General features: G+C 52.5%; 17 protein-coding genes. 4 read left to right on the top strand and 13 right to left on the bottom strand.

Going from position 1 to position 19,953, the window contains the following annotated elements; all coding sequences use genetic code 11:
- The first annotated feature begins 283 nt into the window (after positions 1–283).
- Entirely contained in the window at positions 284–943 is a 660-nt protein-coding gene (locus tag HMPREF0201_RS10015; protein ID WP_016536496.1) for a DUF1345 domain-containing protein, read from the top strand.
- Here HMPREF0201_RS10015 and HMPREF0201_RS22495 read toward each other — a convergent pair.
- Genes HMPREF0201_RS22495 through HMPREF0201_RS10000 form a run of 4 tightly spaced genes read right to left on the bottom strand, consistent with a single transcriptional unit; the run spans position 935 to position 4,523 of the window.
- Positions 935–1,261 carry a YkgJ family cysteine cluster protein gene (locus HMPREF0201_RS22495; RefSeq protein ID WP_071704091.1) on the bottom strand — a complete coding sequence of 109 codons (327 nt, stop codon included), beginning with the start codon at positions 1,259–1,261 and terminating at the stop codon, positions 935–937. The genes HMPREF0201_RS10015 and HMPREF0201_RS22495 overlap by 9 nt on opposite strands.
- A gap of 51 nt (positions 1,262–1,312) precedes the next feature.
- The gene (locus HMPREF0201_RS10010; protein ID WP_016536495.1) at positions 1,313–2,341 is read right to left on the bottom strand and encodes a hypothetical protein; all 1,029 of its coding nucleotides are present in this window, start codon (positions 2,339–2,341) and stop codon (positions 1,313–1,315) included.
- Positions 2,342–2,353: 12 nt separating this feature from the next.
- Positions 2,354–2,932, bottom strand: a complete 579-nt coding sequence (locus tag HMPREF0201_RS10005) for a hypothetical protein (RefSeq protein ID WP_016536494.1) — start codon at positions 2,930–2,932, stop codon at positions 2,354–2,356.
- Between the two features lie 16 nt (positions 2,933–2,948).
- Positions 2,949–4,523, bottom strand: coding sequence for a hypothetical protein (locus tag HMPREF0201_RS10000; RefSeq protein ID WP_016536493.1), 1,575 nt, complete (start codon positions 4,521–4,523; stop codon positions 2,949–2,951).
- A 655-nt stretch (positions 4,524–5,178) separates the two neighbouring features.
- Between HMPREF0201_RS10000 and HMPREF0201_RS09995 the strand changes: the two genes are divergently transcribed.
- A complete protein-coding gene (locus HMPREF0201_RS09995; RefSeq protein ID WP_016536491.1) occupies positions 5,179–5,814 on the top strand; it encodes a helix-turn-helix transcriptional regulator in 636 nt (211 codons plus the stop codon).
- 113 nt (positions 5,815–5,927) lie between these two features.
- Here HMPREF0201_RS09995 and metQ read toward each other — a convergent pair whose 3' ends face one another.
- Both metQ and HMPREF0201_RS09985 read right to left on the bottom strand, forming a co-directional pair.
- Positions 5,928–6,752, bottom strand: coding sequence for a methionine ABC transporter substrate-binding lipoprotein MetQ (metQ, locus tag HMPREF0201_RS09990; protein WP_016536489.1), 825 nt, complete (start codon positions 6,750–6,752; stop codon positions 5,928–5,930).
- A gap of 149 nt (positions 6,753–6,901) precedes the next feature.
- Positions 6,902–7,672: a CDP-diacylglycerol diphosphatase gene (locus HMPREF0201_RS09985; RefSeq protein ID WP_039899303.1), complete on the bottom strand. Its 771-nt coding sequence runs from the start codon at positions 7,670–7,672 to the stop codon at positions 6,902–6,904.
- A 162-nt stretch (positions 7,673–7,834) separates the two neighbouring features.
- Here HMPREF0201_RS09985 and HMPREF0201_RS09980 point away from each other — a divergent pair, with 162 nt between their 5' ends.
- Positions 7,835–8,605, top strand: a complete 771-nt coding sequence (locus HMPREF0201_RS09980; RefSeq protein WP_016536487.1) for an SDR family NAD(P)-dependent oxidoreductase — start codon at positions 7,835–7,837, stop codon at positions 8,603–8,605.
- Here the strand turns inward: HMPREF0201_RS09980 and HMPREF0201_RS09975 are convergent.
- From HMPREF0201_RS09975 to leuC, 4 genes are read right to left on the bottom strand one after another with little or no spacing between them, the layout of a single operon-like run.
- On the bottom strand, positions 8,602–9,537 hold the full coding sequence (locus tag HMPREF0201_RS09975; RefSeq protein WP_016536486.1) for a LysR family transcriptional regulator: 936 nt from the start codon (positions 9,535–9,537) through the stop codon (positions 8,602–8,604). The two genes, HMPREF0201_RS09980 and HMPREF0201_RS09975, sit on opposite strands and share 4 nt — an antisense overlap.
- Before the next feature lie 24 nt (positions 9,538–9,561).
- Positions 9,562–10,485 carry an alpha/beta fold hydrolase gene (locus HMPREF0201_RS09970; protein ID WP_016536485.1) on the bottom strand — a complete coding sequence of 308 codons (924 nt, stop codon included), beginning with the start codon at positions 10,483–10,485 and terminating at the stop codon, positions 9,562–9,564.
- A 12-nt stretch (positions 10,486–10,497) separates the two neighbouring features.
- Complete coding sequence (gene leuD, locus HMPREF0201_RS09965; protein WP_016536484.1) at positions 10,498–11,106, bottom strand: 3-isopropylmalate dehydratase small subunit; 609 nt, start codon at positions 11,104–11,106, stop codon at positions 10,498–10,500.
- 3 nt (positions 11,107–11,109) lie between these two features.
- The gene (gene leuC / locus HMPREF0201_RS09960) at positions 11,110–12,531 is read right to left on the bottom strand and encodes a 3-isopropylmalate dehydratase large subunit (protein WP_016536483.1); all 1,422 of its coding nucleotides are present in this window, start codon (positions 12,529–12,531) and stop codon (positions 11,110–11,112) included.
- Positions 12,532–12,751: 220 nt separating this feature from the next.
- Here leuC and HMPREF0201_RS09955 point away from each other — a divergent pair, with 220 nt between their 5' ends.
- Positions 12,752–14,044, top strand: a complete 1,293-nt coding sequence (locus tag HMPREF0201_RS09955) for a glycoside hydrolase family 10-like protein (RefSeq protein ID WP_016536482.1) — start codon at positions 12,752–12,754, stop codon at positions 14,042–14,044.
- 50 nt (positions 14,045–14,094) lie between these two features.
- Here the strand turns inward: HMPREF0201_RS09955 and HMPREF0201_RS09950 are convergent, their stop codons facing one another.
- The 3 genes from HMPREF0201_RS09950 to HMPREF0201_RS09940 form a co-directional block, all read right to left on the bottom strand.
- Entirely contained in the window at positions 14,095–14,658 is a 564-nt protein-coding gene (locus tag HMPREF0201_RS09950) for an RNA polymerase sigma factor (RefSeq protein ID WP_016536481.1), read from the bottom strand.
- A 5-nt stretch (positions 14,659–14,663) separates the two neighbouring features.
- Entirely contained in the window at positions 14,664–15,116 is a 453-nt protein-coding gene (locus HMPREF0201_RS09945; RefSeq protein WP_039898241.1) for a hypothetical protein, read from the bottom strand.
- Between the two features lie 100 nt (positions 15,117–15,216).
- Positions 15,217–19,869, bottom strand: a complete 4,653-nt coding sequence (locus HMPREF0201_RS09940) for a Fic family protein (protein WP_039898240.1) — start codon at positions 19,867–19,869, stop codon at positions 15,217–15,219.
- Positions 19,870–19,953 lie beyond the last annotated feature (84 nt).

The following is a 19,953-nucleotide window of genomic DNA, read 5'->3' as shown; positions in this document are numbered from 1 at the left end:
CGGCCAAAGAAAGAGCCTGTAGCACTCAACAGAACCAGGCCAACGAGGCCCACAGAACGCCAGATTCCTCCTTATCTCACTTCGGTGCGCATAATGTATATTATGTTAAATTGCATTTATTAGTGCGCACTCAGGTTAACCCAGCTTCATATCCAGCCTTCCCTCTGATGAAACCAACACGTTCTGGCTCATTGGCTCGGTCTTCAACATACAGCGGTCAGGCCCTAAGTCGCTGCATCGTCTACAGTTAAAGTTATCCATTACTCGTAGAAAACTTATCCTCATGGGACTTTCGCTAAGGACACACCTGTTCGCCAGGCTGCGGCTGCTGATTTCAATTCTTGCAGGCGTTATCTGTTATTTCGCGCTTCCGGCTCAGACCGGCACCCTGCAACGCATGTTGATCGGCTGGAATGTTCTGGCGTGGCTGTATCTGATTTTTATCTGGTTTCGCATGCTGCGTACCGACGTGAAAGACATCCAGCACATCGCAAAAATACAGGACCAAAGCGCGGCGCTTGTTTTGGGCATGGTCATCCTGGCCTGTATGGCCAGCATTGTCGCTATTCTGAGCGAGCTTTCTTCGCTGCACTCTCTTACCGGAACGCCGCGTATACTCCATTTATTGCTGACGGCAACTACGCTGATTGTCTCCTGGGCATTGCTGCCAAGTTCATTTGCTATGCATTACGCTCACAACCATTACCTGCACCGGAGCAAAGATGTCACGCCGATGATCTTTCCTGATAAACCAGCCGACCCCGGCTACTGGGATTTTCTCTATTTCGCCTTTACTATCGCCGTTGCGTCGCAAACTGCGGATGTGGCAACGGGCACTACTGAGATGAGAAAGATTACGCTGCTGCAATCGGTTATCTCATTTCTCTTTAACCTGGCTATTCTGGGGTTATCGGTCAACGTGGGTGCCGGATTGCTAAGTTGAGGAAAATACAGGGCTGACTGCGCTACCCTTCTGTCTCGACTCATCTTCAGCAATGAGCTGCCTGCATACCGTCAGGTTTAGCGCCACAAATTCGTCCCATGTATAAAGGTGGACATAATTAAGTTTGTATTGCAGGTCCACACGGCATATGTCCGGGCGTTCGTTGTAAATACTGCAACCCCTGCTGGCCGCATTATAGTATCGGCAAGTGCCGTCTCCCCGATCAAGAGCGCGGGTTTCCTCTGCAAAATTTACCCGCTGGCAGCAAAGCCCGCACTGGACACAGGGAAAGGAAGAAAAGTTGTCGTTGCAGTGCATAGGCAGGTCTCGCAATCAGGCTCGCCTTTTCAGCGAGCCTGAACTTATAGACTACGCGATAACTTCGTCGAGTTCGTCTTTATTGCCCTCGGCCACGGCAGCAATATCAATGATGCGACGTTCGGTTGAGAGCACCAGGTTACCGTCCTCGTCAAGAATAGGCGTATCGATCATCGCTTTCAGCAATTGCGCATACTTAACGGACTTGAACACAGCGTCTTTACTCTCCTGCGGGAAAGCTTTGAAGTCTTCACCGTAGCTTTCCAGAGCTTCTTTCATTTCATGCACGGTTCCACGCAGGCGACCGCTGGTGTGAGAAAATACGTTGTTTGCCAGCGCCGTGACCTTTTCGATAGCCTGAAGTTTACTAACCATCAGCAGTCCCTCAGCTCGAATTGTTTGAGCCTGCTCCATATTGGTTCGGGCATTGTTCAGCGCCTCCTCACCTTTACTCCCCAGGATATGGCCGAAAATTGCCAGCGCCGGCCCGGCGATAATGCCGCCCAACACCATCATGCCGCCAGCCATTCCAAAACCGCCGGTGGCCAGGGAACCGCCGCCCAACCATGCAAGTGTAGCATTAGTTGCCGCGACGCCTGACAGCGAAGAGATTGCGGTACCTGTGCTTGCAGTGGCCAGTAACATTGTGCCGTTATAGGCTCCAAATGCCAGAGCCGCACCGCTTCCCATCCCAGCACCAAGCCCAAGCCCTGCATCCTTAAGCATTTGGTAATCTTGCCTCAGCCCGGCTAAAGTCGTGGTCGTAAAATCACCGGCATTAAGTTTGTCCAGCTCTGCGCTACTGGTCAATTCAACGTTTTTGAGGCTACTAAAAGTGACGATAAATTCATTAATGACGCCATTAAATGCGCGAAGTTTACGCTGACCATAATCTTCAATGATGTCATTGGTCGCTTTACGGCTTAAATCAATTTCAGCGCTGGTGCTGTCCACCATATTTTGTGCACTTTCATTGAGATCTTTTGCATCACTGTGATCTTTCGCACCGCTAACGCCTTTAGCGATACCGTAAATCCCGGCGGCGGCAGCTATAGCGCCAACAATAATAGGAATAGGCATTTAATAACTCCGTTATTCAAGAATGAGAGCAAGTGTTTTACTCATTTCACTATTCAGTGATTCGGCACGATCCAGTAAATCTTTAAAAATAAAATCGGGTAACTTGTAATAAAGTTGAATTTCTTTCAGCAGCATCCACTCAATGTTGGAAATTTGACCATCGCGCAGCGCCACCAGGAAAAGCTGGAAAAGAACGATTTTTGGCGTCGCCAGGTCTTCCGTTTTCTTGCCCTCCAGCATCGCTTTTAACACCGATGTTGCAGCCTGGATACGGCTTTCAGGCTCATCAATTTTAGAGAGTGGGAATCCCTTAAGCTTTTCGATCAACCGCTTTTCAGTGTCCTTATCCCATTCCACTTCAAGGATACCTGGCAGCGGATAAGAACGTGCAGGAGCATATTGCGCCATCTCTTCCAGCAATTCGGTTTCCAGCGCGTTTTTCTGTATGGATAGGTTATTCAGATTGGAGTCCGACGTTAGCTCATCTTTTGCTTTCCCATCCCACAGTAGCGGGTTATCGGATAACGCCAGCAGCCTGGCCAGCTCTACCAGCAGGACTTTTTTCTCTTCGGGTAGCATGTTGATAAACATCGAGATCGTATTCCTTTTACAGCATTAATGGTTTATCGGAGTCCATAAAATCTTCAAATTCAGAGATAGTCTGGAATTGCATATTAGTGCCCAGCAAAGTAGCAAAGTCATTTATTGCAAATGCAAAATCATCAACGCTATTGGTGTTACTGGCCATCGTTCTAAATAGGTGCTGAGTGTCTTTTTGTAATTGAGGGATTTCTCTTTCGGTAAATTCGTCGATTAGTGTCTGCTGTCGGGCAATCTGCGCCCGAGCTTCACTCTCTATTCCACGAATATAGGCCAGACGTTCGCGTGATAATGCCGCTGCTCGCGTAGCCTCAAGGGCACTTTGATAAAACATAGATGAGAGTGTGTAACCGATCATGCCGCCAATTATCCCGCCAGCTACAGGGATCGGAATGGCTATCTGTCCAAGGGCAGCCATCATGCCGCTGGAGAGCATACCTGCGCCCTTCTCTCCGATTTCTTCAAGCAGTTCAGCACCATCAATTTCATCGTTGATATAGCGCTTGATCGATACCCCCAGAGACAGGCAGATATTGACTACCAATGTAGGAGCGGATGTTCCGGCTATGGCCCTTAACCCCTGGCCCCCGGATTGTTGTAGACCTGCTTTGATTGCGGAACCGGCAAATGCTGTACCGTAGCCCAGAGCGGCAGCTTTCGCCGTATCGATCGCGATATCTTCAATTGCTTCACCCAGCGCCTTTTCCTGCTGGGCAACACTGAAAATATTCGCGAATAATGAAATAGCGGCCCCTACCATTGCCCCATTCTTTGCCCCTTCTATGCCGGCGCGGTGGCTGGTACGTGCGATATCCATCGCCGTTGCAATCTTAGGATGCTCGCGATAATAGATCGCTTGCTCCGTTGTCAGGCCGCTGTCACTAACATTATAAGCCAGTTGCTCATAATTATCGGCTTCACGGCGAAATCGATCGGCTACATCCTGCTTACCTTCGGCTTCAACCCTGTCTGCCTGAGTGCGCAATGAGGATGCTTTCGCACGACAATGTGCAGCAGCCCCCTCATATTGTTCTGATGGTAATTCCAGTTTAACCCCGCGATAGCGGCTGAATTTCCCCTCTTCTCCGGCGATATTTTTAAAAAGATCGTCCCGGTTACCAACAAATTTCATCTGGCTCTGAGAGCCTTCAATAACTACGCCATCCTGAATTTTTACGCGGTCGACTACGTTGTGATTGCGGCCATACTGAGGCAAATCGTCACTGCGGACGGTGCGAGCGCTATCGCCGTTAATAATGGCTTCAGCGTTATCTCTGCTTGTGGTTGCTATCTCGGCAGAAAATCCTGCCTGTTGCTTAATATTTTGCTTAGCGTGCGCGGGATTAACCTTATGCTTCGCAACGTCCGCCAGACCTTTAGCAAACTGTTGTCCCGTTTCATTATCAACGCCGCGGTATCCTTTAAGGTACTCAGCGCTCGCACTCCCAAAACGCTTTACAACCTCATCTCCCGCCAGCGCAGTGGCGGTACGAATACGATCTCGTTTTACTTCATCGTTATTATCGTTTTGTTTTCGGCCTGAATCTGAAGGAAATAACGAGTCGTTCGCTTTTTTGTCCATAGTAATCTCACCCAGATTTCTATTGAATCAAGGTACATCCAGAGCCAGAGCTATTGGCTCTGGTTAAACATAAAAGTGTCGAAATGTTACTTCGGAAATGCTCGCGGTCAATACATCAATCAGATAACTACTAAAATTTGTAGTTATCCCTCTTTAAACTTGATTATCTCCCCACACCACATTGACAGATCTTTGACAAACACCGGGCAAGCTAAACCTCATATCGACGTTAAATGGGAAAACTATATGTATCAGAAAATCGTGTGTCACCTGGTGGTTTTATGTTCAATTTCTATGCTGAGCGGCTGCGTGTCGCTTTTCTAAACGCCGGGATTATTCAATGAAGCGGTTAACAATTTTGTTTGTACTGTCATCCCTGTTTCTGCTCAGCGGATGTCTTTCTGTTGGCACTCATCTTTTCGGTAAATAAATGCACCCAAATAACAGGCTCAAAGAGCCTGTTCATACTTTCAATTGATTCATAAAAATCCTGTAGTCCTGAGCCTACAGATCAAAGATGCCCTGTCCTATTTTAAGTTTCTGCCTTCGACATTATATTTCCCCATAGCAAAACAAGACTGGCGGCCATAGAGTCAGAGTATTGCTAAGAATATAAATTTGTCTTTTTAATAAAGCATTAACGGGCAGGGGAATAATGCGTAGCGAATCAACATTGGCTTTTTCTAAACAGCAAAACGATGCAAAGAAGATAGTCGTTGTAGCCCGCTGCGTGTATACGTTGCTAGGTATCAAAGCTTTGTGCGACGCACACCGTGACTGGCAATTCTCCGATGCCCGCGCCGATCTGGACGAGCTGGAAGACATTCTGGTAAGGCCGCAAGCAGACCTCCTGATTATAGAGTCGGATAGCCTTTGCCCGGATATGTCGACGTTGTTTAGCGCCCTCAATGATTATCCGGGCAAAACAATTTTATTGACCACCAGCTATTCTGGCGGGGAGCGAAAGGTCAACTCGAAGGCGGGAAGCATGACCGTAATAGATAAATCACGCCCACTGGCGGTATTAACAAAACTGGTTCAGAAGATCGTTAGCGCCCCTCAAAGTAACTCATCTCTTTCAGCCAGAGAATTTCAGAGACACCCAAGAAAAATGGAGCGTGAAGTAGTCTGTGCCCTGCTGGATGGTCAAAGCCCAGGAGAAGTGGCCCTGAGAATGGGTATCAGCTATTCCGCGGTGAGCCGCTATAAAATGATTGCCCTGCACCGTGCGGGAGCTAAAAGCCTGAATGAAGTTATCACCGGTCATTACCAGGCTTTATTTAGTGGTTAATGAATATAAAACACCTGATTATTAATATCCCTTCCAAACACTGACAGGTAAATACCGGCGGTAAGGCCAACGCTACTATAACGTTATAACTAGCGTTGACCTGCCGCAAAGTGTTACCAGCCTTTTACCGCATCGCCTTTATAAATTGCGTCGGCCGCGGCGGCCACTTCATCGGTCTGGTAGGCTTTCACCAGGTTCTTCACCTTCTCGCTGTCTTTATTGTCTTCCCGGGCGACAATAATGTTCACGTAAGGCGAGCTTTTATCCTCAACGAACAGGCCGTTTTTCGCCGGGGTCAGGCCAACCTGGCTCGAATAGTTAGTGTTGATGATGGCAAGGTCTATCTTGTCGTCATCAATGGCACGGGTTAGCTGAGCCGCTTCCACTTCCACAATTTTCAGATGTTTTGGGTTTTCCACAATATCCAGCGAGGTGGGCAGCAGGCCAACGCCTTCTTTAAGTTTGATAAGTCCCTGAGCCTGTAACAGCAGCAGTGAGCGGCCAAGATTGGTTGGGTCATTTGGCACAGCTACCTGAGCCCCCTCTTTCAGCTCGGCCACTGATTTTATTTTGCGGGAATAACCGGCAATCGGGTAAACAAAGGTATTGCCTACAACCGCCAGCTTGTAGCCACGCTCGGCTATCTGTTTTTCCAGATACGGACCGTGCTGGAAGGAGTTGGCGTCGATGTCGCCGCTGCTCAGCGCGGAGTTTGGCAGAACGTAATCGGTGAAGGTGACCACCTCAACATCAAGATTGTATTTGTCTTTAGCGACTTTTTTAACCGTATCCCACAGCGGCTGATCGATACCCGCGCTGATGCCCACTTTAATGTGGTTATCGTCTTGTTTTGGGCCGCAGCCGGAAAGCAGCATCGCGCCTGCCAGAGAAACGGCTAATAGAGAAACTTTCACAGTATGTTTTATCGCCGTACGCATAAACAATGTCTTCCTTAAACCAGTAAAAACAGCAAAATTGAAATTACCCACCAGTCGGGTGCGGCTGCGAGAGTTTTTCAAACCGTGCTGATGCTGGCAAATAAGAAAAAGACATAACCTATGCATGAAAAAATATGAAAGCAACCGTGCTAGCTGCGCCCAGGCAAAATAGCACATTCTTTATCCAGCAAAGATTCTACCGACGCGCGGTTCCCGCTGTCCGAGCCTCTCCTGGTGGCCAGTAGAATAAAACCAGGCTGACCGGAGAATGTGGTTGAGACAACCGCCACGCCCCATTCTGCCAACGCCTGAGGCGATAAATTGAAATGACTGGCCAGGGAATTAACCGGGTAAATCCCCATCGCGGTGGGCTGTACCACTCGGCGGGCATAATAGGTATGTCGTAATAATTTATCCGGCAGCGGTCGCCAGCTTTCCTGAATATAGGGGCGTTCAGCAAGAAGCTGCCGCCGCACGTCTTCCCGCAGGCAGGTAAGGTGAATATGAAGCTGATTCTGGCTGCGGCCATAGGCTGAGTTAAGCGCCATCCCGAGCATGTCGTCGTCAACCGGACGATGATATTCATAAGCTAAAAGATTGCGCATCAGCCAGGCATAACCGAAGTAGTCCGTGCGCCCATCTTCTAAAAGCAGCGGGCTTTCAATACCCGATAGCGCAACCGTAGGCACCAGAATGAAGTGATAAGGATAACGCGGGTTCTGGATAACGCTGAAGCCGCGCTCTTTCCCTTCTGGCATATAGATTTGCTGGCAGGGTGCCGGATTACTCGTATGTTGATAATTGCTCATACAGACTTTGTCCACCACGCCCCACAGCGCGTCGGAGCGTGCGCAGCCCGTGAGCAGAATTATCCCCGGCAGCAAAAGCGCCCGACGCAGGTTTCTATAAGCCAAGACCATCACCATCCATTGATAAAAAAAATTAACAGCAGGCAGCCAGCAGTTTAGCAGATAGCGCGTCGCAAACTGCCCGGTTCGGGCGAATAAAGGGTATGCTGATTCAGTCATAACACGGCAGGTCACGATAAACCCTGCTCCACTCAGCGCCAGGAGGCACAAGAAATGGCACGCATTTTTATTACCGGATCTTCAGACGGACTTGGACAGATGGCGGCGAAACTACTCATCGCGAGCGGGCATCAGGTTGTATTGCATGCACGGAATGAATCACGTGCGGCACATGCTATAGCCCAGGTGCCTGAAGCCGAAGCGATTTTTACCGCCGATCTTTCGAGCATAGCTGAAACTAAATCGCTGGCGGAGCGCGTCAATGAATATGGCCGTTTCGATGCCATTATTCACAATGCCGCCGTCGGCTATCAGGAAAGAGAACGCATCGGCACCGTTGACGGTCTTCCTCAGGTTTTCGCCGTTAACTCGCTTGCGCCCTATATCCTGACCGCCCTGATAAATCGCCCAAAACGCCTGGTTTACCTTAGCTCCGGGCTGCATCTGAGCGGCGACAACTCGCTGGCAGACCTGGCATGGGAAAAACGACGCTGGAGCGGCGGGCAGGCTTATTGCGATTCAAAACTGCATGTCGCCCTGCTGGCATTTGCCGTGGCGAAACGCTGGCCTGAAGTGATGTCTAACTGCGTTGAGCCGGGCTGGGTGGCAACCAAAATGGGTGGCCCGGCGGCCACGGATGACCTCGCGCAGGGGCCGCTAACTCAGGTCTGGCTGGCATCCGACCCTTCTTTATCATCGGAGCCAACGGGCGGGTATTATTACCATCAAAAACCGGGAAAAGTGGCGAAAGAGGCCTACGAGCCGGCTTTACAACAGCGCTTTTTAGACGCCTGCGCGGAGTATTCCGGCGTGATACTGGTTTAAGCCTCACCAACGGGCGGAAACTGCCGGAAGTATTCAGTCAGAAAATCAATACTGGCCTTGAGCTTTGCCGAACCGCTGGTGCGGTTGGAATAAACCGCCCAGATATTGGCGCTCTGGTACCACTCCGGCAGGATCTGCACCAGTTCACCGCTCGCCAGATGCCGCTGCACTTCCCATAGCGAACGTAAAATAATGCCGTGGCCTTTTAGCGCCCAGCTCAGCACCACGCTTCCGTTATTAGAGGAAAGCTGGCTGCTGACGTGGGCCAGCACGCTGTTGTCACCGTTGGTTAGCGGCCAGGCACCAAATTGCGAGCTACGTTCCTGAATGACCAGGCACTTGTGCTGTTTAAGGTCGTCGAGACTCTGCGGCGTGCCGTGTCGCTTGAGGTAAGCGGGCGCGGCGCAAAGCACACGACGGTTTGGAGCAAGCTGGCGGGTAATATAGAAATCTTTGATATCGTCCCCAACGCGGATCTCGATATCCACGCCCTCTTCCATCAGGTCAACCACCCGGTCGGTCAGAGTCAGCTTGATGTTTAAGGCGGGGTAACGTTCGGCCAGCGCCGAAAGCACTTCGGGCATGTAGGTTGAGCCGAAGCCAAACGAACAGCTAATTTGAATATTCCCTTCTAGCGTATCGCGCCAGGCGGCAAGTCCGGAAACAAAATCCCCCATGCTTTCCAGAACCGAAAGTGCGCCGGTCAGCGCTTTATGGCCGTCCGCCGTGAGGTGAATTGCGCGGGCGCTGCGGTGAAAGAGCCGCATGCCCAGGCTTTTCTCCAGCAGCGCAATACGTTTACTGACGTAGGAAGGCGAAAGCCCCAGTTCGGCGGCGGCGTTGGCAAAGCTCTCTTTGCGTACCACGGTAACGAATACGTTCAGGTCTTCAATCAGCGGCAGCGGTGCGCGCGGCGTTTCGTTGGGGCTCATAGTTATGCCATTGCTCAGCTCGGGTCATGTGAGAAAAGGCATGATGGCGGCAAGTAACTCTTCCGGGCACTCTTCCTGCGGACTGTGCCCGCACGGCATCGCTTTGCCGCGCACATCCATCGCCTTTTCTTTCCAGGTTGATGTTACATCATAAAGCTGGCCAACGGTGCCTTTCTCTCCCCACAGCACCAGCAGCGGGCTGGTTATGCGTCGGTGCTTATCCTGCTCGTCATCCTCAAGATCTATGGTTGCCGAAGCGCGATAATCCTCGCAAACCGCATGCAGCATTTCAGGCTGCTGGTAGCAGCGCAGGTATTCTGCAAAGATTTCCGGCGATGTCGCACCCGGCGTTTTGAGCTGCCCGTCGATGTGCTTGCGAAGGAAGAATTCAGGATCGGCGGAGATCATTTTTTCCGGCATCGGCGCGGGCTGGATCAGGAAAAACCACCAGAAATAGCGCGTTGCGAACGTTTTGTCGGTCAACGCATACATGGTTGCGGTTGGCGCGATATCGATAAAGATGCTGCGCTTAACCTGCTGAGGATTATCCAGCGCCAGGCGATGGCCAACCCTCGCGCCACGGTCGTGGCCTATGAAGGAAAAGCCTTCTTCAAAGCCCAGGCGCTGCATCAACAAAACGATGTCTTTTGCCATCTCCCGTTTTGAATACACCCGGTGCTGCGCGTCGCCCTCGGGTTTGCTGCTGTCCCCGTAGCCACGAATATCGGGCATTATCACGGTAAAATGCTGCGCCAGCACCGGGGCGATGTTGCGCCAGGTGACATGGTTTTGCGGGTGGCCGTGCAGCATTACCAGCGGTTCGCCTTTGCCGCCTACCGCCGCTCGTAGCGTTACGCCGTTATCCAGCGCAACGTCAAGCAGTTGAAAGCCGGGAATAAACGGGGATTCGCCCTTCCCGCTAATAAAGCCAGAGGTCTCTTTCATCATTGAATTATCGTCCTAGGCCACCAGCCACGGGTGAGTGGCAAAATAGTGCTGCTCAAACTCGCGAATGTCTTGCTGGTACTGCAGGGTATAGCTAATAGCGTCGTGGCCTTCAAGCAGCATGTGTTTTTTCAACTCATCAACCGCAAATGAGAGATATTCTCCCGCCATGGCAATCTTCTGTTGTGCGAGGTCAACGGTAATACTGTTGTTGGCAGGGTTGCCCGCTGCCTGCGCCAGCCTGGCGATATCTTCTGCCGGTAACGTCAGGGTCAGCACGCCGTTACGCTGGCAGTTATCGTTAAAAATCCCGGCAAAACTGGTGCCGATAAGCGCCCGAATACCGAGCTGGCGCAGCCCCCAGACCGCATGTTCACGGCTGGAGCCACAGCCAAAATTTGGCCCGACGATAAGGAACGTAGCGCCGCGCCATTCCGGGCGGTTAAGAATAAATGCCGGGTTTAATTTGCCGTCGGCTAAAAAGCGCCGATCGAAAAACACGCCTTTATCCAGGCCGCTACGGTCAATACCTTTGAGAAACTGCTTAGGCATGATGACATCGGTGTCTATGTTGGCCGCCATCATCGGGGCGGCAATCCCGGTAACGCTGTTAAAGGGTTCCATTGGCTATTTCCCCTTCTCTAAAAATTGACGAACGTCCACCAGATGACCGGCCACCGCCGCCGCGGCGACCATAGCGGGACTCATAAGATGGGTTCTTGCTCCTGCCCCCTGGCGACCGGCAAAATTACGGTTAGTGCTCGAGGCGCAGCGATCTCCAGGCTGCAAAACGTCCTCGTTCATGGCAAGGCACATCGAACAGCCCGACTGGCGCCATTCAAAACCGGCATCAATAAAGATTTTTGCCAGACCTTCCCGCTCCGCACGCGTCCGCACCTGGGTTGAACCCGGCACGATAATGCCTCTTACGCCAGGCGCGATTTTTCTGCCGCTCAGTACCTGAGCTACGGCTCTCAAATCTTCTATACGGCCATTCGTACAGGAGCCGATAAACGCGTGGGAAATCGCAATTTCACTCAGCGGTGTTCCGGGCGCAAGGCCCATATAGGTCAATGCATTTTCAATGTCGCGGCGTTTGGCCGGATTAGCCTCAGCAACCGGATCGGGCACTAAATCAGTGATGCTGCCCCCCTGATCCGGGCTGGTTCCCCAGGTTACTCTCGGCGCAAGCCTTGCGCAGTCCAGAGCCACTTCTTTATCGAACACAGCACCGGCGTCGCTGTGCAGGGTGCGCCAGTAGAGTAGCGCCTGCTCCCACATCTCGCCTTTCGGCACGCGTGGGGCCGGTTTGATATAGGCATAAACTTTCTCATCCGGGGCCATAAAAGCTCCGCGAGCGCCCGCCTCAACCGCCATATTGCAGATGGTCATACGCCCTTCCACGCTCAGGGCATCTATGGCGCTGCCGCAAAATTCAATCGCGTAACCCGTCGCGCCGTCTGCACCAATATCTGCGATAAGCAGCATCACGATGTCTTTAGCCGTGGCGGCAAACGGCAGTTCACCGTTCACGGTCACGCGCATAGTTTTGAGCTTTTTATACGCCAGGGTTTGCGTTGCCAGCATATGCTCAATTTCGGAAGTGCCGATCCCGAAGCCAAAAGCGCCGAATGCGCCATAGGTTGTGGTGTGGCTGTCACCAGCCGCAATCACCATGCCCGGCAGAACAATGCCCTGCTCGTGGGCCACTACGTGCTCAATCCCCTGGCGGGCGTCCATGACGTCAAACAGCTCCAGGCCAAAATCGCGGCTGTTGGACTCAAAATAACGCACCTGTAATTCGCCGCCTGGGTCGGTCATTTCGGGAGTACGATCCGGACGTGTCGGGTTAACGTGGTCGACGTTAAGCAGGATGCTGTTTGGTTTCCATACTTTGCGGTTGGCGTCGCGCAGGCCGCTAAATGCCTGCGGGCTGGTATACTCGTTGAGAATCGAGCGGTCGATGTAGAGCAGTACGTTGCCCTGGTCGTCCAGCGGGCGGATAACGTGGGTGTCGATGAGTTTGTCGTACAGCGTTCTGGCTTTCATTTTGGGGGAACCTTGCTTCGGATTACGCTAAATCGATAGTAGCAACCCGGCGTCAAAGCTGTCAGTAAACCCACGATGCACAACCGTGATAAGATAAAATACGAAATGTGTTTTGTTTTTTGTGATTTGACTTAACGTTGAATCGTAAGAGAATGCCTGTTGTTCAATGGCTGGCTAAAATCTGGAGCATATTATCGCCCGTACTCAGCGCTTCCTCCCCGTGGCTCAGGTTAAAAAGTTAGGCATAGTTGTCGCTACGGCTTTGCTGCTTGCCAGCTGTGCTTCTAAACCGCCGGTTTCTCTGGTGACGCCGCTTCCCGGCGTGCAGCCAAAGCCCAACACCCAACAAAATAACCAGCCAATGCGCGGGGTGTGGCTGGCAACTGTTTCGCGCCTGGACTGGCCGCCGGTGGCTTCGGTTAACCTTAGTAACACCGCCCGTATCAGCCAGCAGCAGCAAGCGCTAACGGACAAGCTGGATAAGCTGAGAACGCTTGGGATCAATACCGTTTTCTTCCAGATAAAGCCCGATGGAACCGCGCTTTGGCCGTCAAAAATTTTGCCCTGGTCAGATATGCTGACCGGCAAGATTGGCGAAGATCCTGGTTACGATCCGCTCCAGTTCATGCTGGATGAGGCCCACAAACGCGGGATGAAAGTCCACGCCTGGCTGAATCCGTACCGCGTATCGACCAATACCACATCGGGGACGGTATCAGCGCTTAACCGCACGCTGTCGATGCAGCCCGCCAGCGTGTTTGTATTGCATCGTGACTGGATACGCACTTCCGGCGACCGGTACGTGCTCGATCCCGGCATTCCAGAAGCCAGAGACTGGATAACCAGCATCGTCTCTGAAGTGGTTTCGCATTACGCGGTCGATGGCGTGCAGTTTGATGACTATTTCTATACCGAATCACCAGGATCGGCGCTTAACGATAATCAGACTTTCCGCACATATGGCGCGGGCTATGCGTCAAAAGCAGACTGGCGGCGGCACAACACCCAGCTGCTTATCGAACAGGTTTCCCGCACCATCAAACAGCTAAAATCCGGCGTTGAATTTGGCGTAAGCCCCGCCGGCGTCTGGCGCAATATTTCCCACGATCCGGCTGGCTCCGAGACTCGCGGCGCGGCGGCTTATGATGAGTCCTTCGCCGATACCCGCCGCTGGGTGCAGATGGGGCTGCTGGACTACATTGCGCCGCAAATCTACTGGCCGTTCTCCCGCAGCGCCGCCCGTTACGATGTGCTGGCAAACTGGTGGGCAAATGTAGTGAAGCCTACGCATACCCGGCTGTATATCGGCGTGGCGCTGTACAAGGTAGGTGAGCCTTCGAAGAATGAACCAGACTGGGCGGTGAACGGCGGCGTGCCGGAGTTGAAAAAGCAGCTCGATTTAAACGAGTCCGTGCCCCAAATTAACGGCACCATCCTGTTCAGAGAGAACTATCTTAACCAGCCTCAGACGCAGCAGGCGGTGAATTACATCAGAAGCCGCTGGGGAGAATAAATAAACAAAAAAGCCAGGCCGCCCTTCCCTGAGCGTGCCTGGCTGCTGGCCTAGTCGCCAGCAAGTTCGTCGTAGAGGTCGCGCAGCCGCATGCGCAGATAGAGAACGGTTTTGTGCTTGCGGGAAAGCAGAGCCTGGACGCTATCCCCGGTTTCTTCCGCCAGCTCTTTAAAGCTGTAGCCCTGCAATTCCGTTTTTTCGAACACCTCGCGCTGCGCTGCGGGTAATTCAGACAGCGCGGCGTTTAGCTCTTCCCACAGAAGTTGTTTGAGATATTCATCCTCCGGCGTTTGCGGCACGCCAAAGAGCGTTTCGGCCAGTTCGTCTTCGGGATAATCATCGCCTTCGTCGCCGCCGCCAAAATAAGCGGTTAGCGGCAGTTCTCGCTTTTTACGCGCCCGGTCAGTCATTTCGTTGCGGGCGGCGCGGAACAGCCAGGCAGCGACATTCTCCACCGGCTGGTCCACCCTCATGAGTTGATAGCTTATTTCCTGAAGGATATCGTCGGCATCTTCCCGTACCGCGGTGCGACCGCGAATAAAGGCTTTAAGCCGCGTCCGACAACCGTTAAGCGCGGAGGCAAGCAGCGAGTCTCCAGCCGTTGCGGCTTTCATGGGTTTCACTCAGCATCCGGTTTTTTCGGAGCGTTCTCGTCCGCTGGCTTCTGCGGGTGCTCCCCGGCAGCCTCATCGCGGCGAGTATGCCAGCCGCAGCGGTCACGCTGCCCGAAGCCAAAACGCTCGCGGCGATGCTGCATAAATTCTTCGCGCTGCTCCGGCGTCATCTGCATCCAACGCTCGTGCATTCGGCGGTGTGCTTTCCCCCACATGCCGGGGCGAAAACCGAGGCCACCAAACAGAATGCGGCACAGCGCAAGCAGGCCTAAAGACTGCCAGAAGCCGATGGTTTTAACGCCCAGCAGCTCCGGCAGTAGTGCATTCCAAAGCGTCATGACGACCAGACCGAGCACAACAACCAGCGCGGCGCAAAGCAGAAGCGGTTTACCCATACGCGTGTGGCAGAATCCGCGACGGCGGTGATGATGGTCCCGGTGCATATCAAAATCTCTCATCGTTGTTACCTCATTACAGTAGCTGATTATCACTTGTGATGAGGTAGACGATTGGGCAACGGAAATATTGCTGAAAAAAATAAAAAATTTTATTCAGCGGTCAGGACAGCGCTCCCGGCGGGTTAAGCATATCCTCCCCCATCTTACTCAAAGCTATAAAAGGGCTTTCCCCTTTTTGCAACCTGGCCAACGCATACATGGCGCGGGCGGTTCTGCCGTTTCCGTCGCCAAACGGGTGATAGCGCACAATAGTTGTATAAAGCGCATCGGCAAGATTCATCTCACCGGTGAAGCTTCTGGTTTCGAGCCGGTTTAACATTTTTAAGAATCCGGAGCGCGCAATATCCGACCCCATAAATATGGGGTCGCTGCTGGAGCGAAAAGCTCTGAAAGTATGGCCATCAACCGGCTGGTAAACGGCTTTATGAAGGCTTTCGATGGTGCTGATATCCAGCAAATCCGCAGAATGGTGGCTTATCAGCGCGGTTTTAATTCTGTTTTTCAATTCGGCGCTCTGTGCCAACGTTTTGGCCGAGCGGCTTTTAGATGCTATCCAGTCAGTTGCCACGTCAACAGGCTTGCCCAACCACTTTTGCCGGGGAATGATCGGTGGGTTGTCCAGCAGCCGATGAACATGAGTATTTGTATTGACCAGGCGAGTATAATCGGAGTTCAGCCTCCTTTGAGCACTGGCCTGCTCGACGGCATATGTTCCCCAGGCCAGCCGTTTTTTTTGTAATCCTTCGTAGTCCAGCATCAGATTGTTGCGTATTGACTGCTCCACGACTTTCCGGCTCGTCAGCTGTGCCAGTCTCCGTGCACGTTCCCCATCCTGAAGCGTAGTGACTAACTGCTTTACCTTGCGGCCGTCGGGCAGTCGATTCCAGTTCATCTCGCTCAGCACGACGGGCAAAACCCGGCGTGAGGTGGCTCTTGCGCTGCGGTAGAACTGGATGGACTGATTAACGTTCTTTATCATAAACGTTCTTTTAGCGCTTTGCCGAAGCAGCGGCAAAGCGCCGGTTACCAGGTCTATACTTGCCATCACGCCCGCGAGAGTGGCATCGGTCCGGAAGGATTGAGCCTGGTCAGGCCGTTCGGATAGATGGGACTGTAATGCGCTGGTGCCTACGTAGAGAGCATTCAGCGTCAGAGAGGTCATAAACAGGCTAAAACGTGCCAGCACCGAGCCGGTACCGGGTATAAATGTCGATAGTGCCATGGAACTGATGCCAAAAACCCTTTTAGCTGCTTCCAGTATTTGGGCGGTAATATGCTCAGAATGGCTGAAAACTAAGGTATCGATGTCCGACTCAATCCTGGTCATCAGGCCGTCGAACAGTTTGCTGACCAGGACATCCCTGCTACTGCAGTCGGCAAAGGTAAATGGGCGATCGATTACTTTATTGATGAATTTAGGCCCTGAATAGATACCCGGCGTCATTAAGTTATTGGCCAAGTACCGAAACGCACGATCGTCATTTTCATGTTCCATGGCATGCCAGGCAGGAATTTTACTCCACACCCACTCTTTGAATCTGGCGTTTTGTGGAAATGCCGTCAGCATTTCAACTTTCGTTACTGTTTCCCAGTATTTATGCGGATAACTGCCGAAATGAAAAAAGATATTTTCATCCACGCAAAACAGGACGCCGCCACTCGGCCCTGCGGGAATTAAAAACACGCCATTTAACACCGTGCCCCGGAATAACACCGTCCTGGCATTTATTTTACCTTCAAGGAAAGCTTTCACCTCCCGCCAGTAGATCGGTACCTGATGAGGGCGACTGAGGTAATCAAGGCAGCGCAGAGTGATCATTTCATTATAAAAGGACTTCATACTGACTACATTAGCGGGGTTATTCCGATAGGCCTGAAGCTCCTCTTCCATTCGTGATTGCAGATTTTCTGCGGTCAGGTGATCCACCAGCGACTGGTGATCCATTCCCGTTATTTCATATTCACGCCTGACGGGGTCTCTCATCTGGCTGCTTTCGTACAAATAATGACCTGTGACAATTTCTGTCAAGGTGAAGAATCGTTTGACGGGCACCGGCCCCGCATGACCATTTGCATTCATATTAGGGTGAATTTTGGGATAATAAGTCACCCAAATGTAGCTGTCCGGCAATAAATTTATCACCGTCCCGCTGCGTTGTTCATAATTTCTGATCCCCGTTCGGATGTAGTCTTCAATATAAGACCCCGGGTTCAGGATAGGCTGGTACAACTGTGCAACCTGTTCTAAAACATGCTCGCTGAGATTTTGAAATGCCAGATCGGAGATGGTGTGTTCACCGTTAATTGTCGCTACAATATTTACCGTCTCATCGGCCGCTAGCCTAAAACTACGGCGATAACGGTCGATAATCGATTTACTGAATTCGTTAACCTGCCCGTCAGCAAGCGCCAATAGTCCGGCCTGAACTTTGCTATTGAGGCCGCTATACACGCTCATGCCTGGAGCACTTTTCGCGTTATCAACGAAAGTGTCAAACAGCTCCATCGTTTTAAGTAATTGCCGGATTTCTCGCGCTTTGCCTGGTGGAACCTCCAGAACCTCACTTTCCCGTTTTGCTCTTGTGAAAATACGCTGATACTCGGTGCGAATCGCCCTGCCCATATCCTCGTTATGCAGTACTTCTTCAATCTGAAACGCCAGCCCCTCTTCTTCGGTCTCGCTTTCATCCTCCGCGCTTCTTCTTTCTCGGGAAGCGACATGAATGGACTCCACGGCAGGATTGCTGACAAACTGCGGCGAATCAAAAACAAACTCAAGACTGTCCACCTCAAGTTCAGAGATTAGCTGGTGTATCCTCCGCAGATCATCAACGCTGGTCCGGTGAGTCGCTATCCGGCGATAAAGCAAAACACCGCCCACGGACATAGCGGCGACGCCGAGCAGCAGCGGCGTTTTCTGCTGCCATAGCGCCCCAAAGTCTGAGGCAGAAATTTCATCTTGCCTGGCATTCCATAAAGCATAACCGACGGCAGCGAGGCCCAGGGCTTCCAGGCTAACGCAGGCCGCTACTTGCCCCCACCCGCTGTCCAGCTGCGGATCGTAATTGCGTGGCGGAGCAATACTTGCGGCCTCGGCTCCGGGCAAAGGCCCCCATGGCTGCTGTACCAGAGAATCACAGGCTGAAACTACGGCGTCCGCCAGCCATGCCTCCACCTGGTGGGATAGCCTTTCACGCGCCTCGCGCACGCTGTTATTGTCGCTGCTGGCGAGCGAGTTTAGCCATTGGTTGCCCCACTCAATCCAGCTCCCGGCGGGAGGCCTTTCGCCCAATGTTTTGCCGACTTCTCTCAGCGCCGGTAGCAGAGGAAGCATATCGACCAGTTTCTCCAGCTGCGGGTAATAACGCACCAGCTGGCAATCTTTAAGCTGGCGCGCCAGCAGCCGCAGGCGATCCTCAGTCTCTTCCGGGTATTGGCTATTGAAAGCCTGAAAAATCTGGCAGGCCAATCGGGCGTTCAGATATTGGGCGTAAGCAAAGTGAAGCGCGGGGGCCTGCTCTTGAGCCTGAGTCACAAACCATTGCAGCGTCTGCTCCCAGTTAAGGTGGTTTTGTAACGCCTCCGCATATTGCACGGTGGCGGCGGCAAGTGGGTCGCCCATGAGCTGTTCTATCAGGTACGGTTTCGCTACCGTCATGAAACCAGATGTCATCCGCTGGAGCAGGCTGGTCCAGCTTTCATCGGCGGAGGTTTCGCGATAGAAGGTTTCCAGCGCCTGAGCGGCATGAGTCGGCAGCCAGCGGCCCACAGCCCAGAGGCCAATTCCGGGAGCGGCAGCCCTGGCAACATCTCGCATCAATAACGCCCAGTTCTCCGGGGTGGAGTTAAGCGTGAGCAGGCGGTTCAGCAGAGTTAGCATTTGCGAATCGATATCGAGAGCGCGCTGGAACTGCCGTAGCCACGGCAACGCTGGTCTCTCCTGATTAATGATGTTGAACAGCCATATTGCCTGCTCGCCTGAGCCGCTCTTTGCCGGAAAACCGCCCAACAAGGAGCCAAACTTGAATACGGCGAGCAACGAATCGGCCTGGACTGAACCGCCTAATAACGATACCAGCTGCGGGCGCAGGAGTTCATCCATCCCGGGTCGGGCCAGGATTTTGCTTAGCCAGCCCAGACGTTGGCTAAGAGACTCTGCTGCGGGATAAGGCTCAGCGGCTAGCGTTTGCCTCAGCGCCTGACCCAACTGCAATAATGAAGCGTCAAGCTGCTGTACCAGCTGCGGGTTGCCCATCACAATATCCAGATAATCCGCCAGATTTGCCCCCGGAGGCAATTTTTGCCACAGCACTACTTGGCTTAATATCTGCCGCAGCACATCGACCGATTGGACGATGCCGCCAAAATAATCCTGATGCAGCAGCGGGTCCGCCAGCAGCTTTTGTATTGCTGACATCAGTTCCAGAGCCTTACCTGGCAGCGAGGGCTGATTTTGAATCTGTTCAAGCGCCATCCACCGTTGGCTCACGCTTTTTAGCCACGGCCTTGCCGCCTCAAGCCAGGCTCTCAATCCGCGGGTTTCCTCGGGTGTTACGCCGTTAGCGCTCACCAGCAGCTTATCCAGCCTGTCCAGTAGCATCTCCAGCTCTTCCAGCCTGCGTTGCAGGGTGTAATTACCCTTCCATATTTCAATAAGTTCTTCGTAGCACGCCTTAAAGATGCGAAGCTGCGGCAGCGGACTGGCTTCAATAAACAGGTGTTCGAGTACCCGCTGAAGGACGTTGTTTGCCATCGCGGACATGATCCCGCATGGAGTGATACCGGGAAGAGGTTCGGGTGGGGTTGCCCCACCCACAGGAGAAAAATCTACAGATCC

Source organism: Cedecea davisae DSM 4568 (assembly GCF_000412335.2).
Taxonomy (GTDB): Bacteria; Pseudomonadota; Gammaproteobacteria; order Enterobacterales; family Enterobacteriaceae; genus Cedecea; species Cedecea davisae.
Note: the sequence above shows the minus strand (reverse complement) of the source record. Positions and strands in the feature narration are given on the sequence as shown.